Here is a 1779-nt window from a genome sequence, read left to right on the forward strand (position 1 = left end):
CGCCCAGACCCCGATGACGGCGGCCTACCGCCACGCCGAAGCCTCGGTCGTCGCGCCATTCGAATACACCTCGATGATCCTCGGCGTCGTCATCGGCTATTTCGTCTTCGGCGACGTGACCTCGCCCAACACGCTGGTCGGCGGCGTCATCGTGGTCGCCGCCGGCATCTTCATCATCTGGCGCGAGCGGCAGCTCGGCCTGGAGCGCACGCGCACCAGGACAGCCGCGCCGCCGCAGGGGTGATCGAAATCGCCGGCATCTAGACAAAGGTCACGGATGTTTCTCAGTCCATTAGGAATTTAAAATGAATGACAAAGAGCGACCTTACGTCCTTCACACCAACCGCGAACTGGAGATGATGCTTGCCCGAGCCAAACCGATGGCTGTGTTTGCTCACGAGAAAGTGGATGGCTTTGAGAAATCCGACGCACTGGCCAATCAGGACTTCGCGCCACACGTCGCCGCCGGGACGCTTTCGGAGCACTTGAGGACCAGAACGATCTCCCTGCCAAGCGGTACTGCGGTGGATATCGACTACTGGTTCTACACGCTCAAGGGCGAGGAATGGCGGGTCGAAGCATATTGGCTGCTTATCGATTTCCTCCACGACAGGGGTTGGTGCCCGCAATTCGAATGGCTGCAAGGAAAGCTGCTTGGGTACACCGATCAGGAGAATACCCATCATCTTTTGCGGACCTATCCGGCAGACCTGTGGGTTGCCGAGATTTGCAAGTCGCAGGATGCCGGATCGGCCGAAGCTTAGCTGCTCGTCGCATTGGCCCGCTCTTTCGCCAGCCGCACCAGCACCGCGCGTGTCTGCTCATCGGCCGGGAAAAAGGATTCGATCGCCAGTTCCGACAGGGTGACGTCCAGCGGCGTGCCGAACACGGTGATGGTGCTGATGAAGGAAAGCACCTGATCGCCATGCGCGAGCCTGAGCGGATGCACGATGCCGCTCGGCTCGACCGGAGCCGGCCGGCTGCTTTTCAAGCCGGACGGATAGGCGCGCAGCTCGCGCTCCAATTCGATCAGCACCGGATCGCCGGTCGCGTCGTTCTGGTGCTTCAGCCGCTCCAAGAGATGCGCGCGCCATTCCGCCAGATTGACGATGCGCGGCGCCACGCCACCGGGATGCAGGCTCAGCCTCAGCACATTGACCGGGGATTGGAGCAGCGACTGTTCGGAGATATCGGCGAGGAATGGGGCGATCGCTGCATTGGCGGAAACAAGATTCCAGTGCCGGTCCACCGCCAGCGCCGGAAAAGGCTCGTGGCCCTTGAGCACGGTCTCGACGGCGGCCACCGCCGGTGCCAGCGTGGCGTCGGTCAGTGGCTTTTCGCTGAAGCTCGGCGCGAAGCCTGCCGCAAGCAGCAGCTGGTTGCGCTGTCGCAGCGGGATCGACAGCTGCTCGGCCAGATGCAGCACCATCTCGCGCGACGGCTGCGCGCGGCCGCTTTCGACGAAGGAGAGATGCCGCTGCGAGATATCGGCCTCCATAGCGAGATCGAGCTGGCTCATGCGCCGGCGCGTGCGCCACTCGCGGATCAGGCTGCCGGCGGAGGGTTCGGGTGTGGTCATGAGGGGATGATTAGGGCGGCGGCTGAGCGTTTCAACTACCTGGGAGGTTATGGCTCCCCCTTCCCCCCCTTGTGCAGGGCTGTCCGGGGAAAGTTAGACATAGTCGAGGCTCATCTGATCGGGAGAGCAGCGGGGGTACCTTCGACTTGGATTGACGGGCGGCGGTTTGTCGATGGCGGCGATGTGGCGCCGCTCGAACA

3 protein-coding genes are annotated in these 1779 nt (G+C 62.8%); 2 read left to right on the top strand and 1 reads right to left on the bottom strand.

Annotated elements, in window-relative coordinates; translation table 11 throughout:
• Both EOA24_RS36740 and EOA24_RS36745 read left to right on the top strand, forming a co-directional pair.
• The coding region (locus tag EOA24_RS36740) for a DMT family transporter (RefSeq protein WP_133374840.1) at positions 1–244 on the top strand (244 nt) is incomplete at its 5' end.
• A 61-nt stretch (positions 245–305) separates the two neighbouring features.
• Positions 306–764, top strand: a complete 459-nt coding sequence (locus EOA24_RS36745; RefSeq protein WP_126078354.1) for a hypothetical protein — start codon at positions 306–308, stop codon at positions 762–764.
• On the opposite strand, the gene EOA24_RS36750 is transcribed toward EOA24_RS36745, so the two are convergent.
• The gene (locus tag EOA24_RS36750; RefSeq protein WP_126078353.1) at positions 761–1579 is read right to left on the bottom strand and encodes a helix-turn-helix transcriptional regulator; all 819 of its coding nucleotides are present in this window, start codon (positions 1577–1579) and stop codon (positions 761–763) included. The two genes, EOA24_RS36745 and EOA24_RS36750, sit on opposite strands and share 4 nt — an antisense overlap.
• Between the last annotated feature and the right edge of the window lie 200 nt (positions 1580–1779).

Origin of the sequence: Mesorhizobium sp. M2A.F.Ca.ET.039.01.1.1 (assembly GCF_003998035.1) — a bacterium.
In the GTDB taxonomy this organism is placed as follows: domain Bacteria; phylum Pseudomonadota; class Alphaproteobacteria; order Rhizobiales; family Rhizobiaceae; genus Mesorhizobium.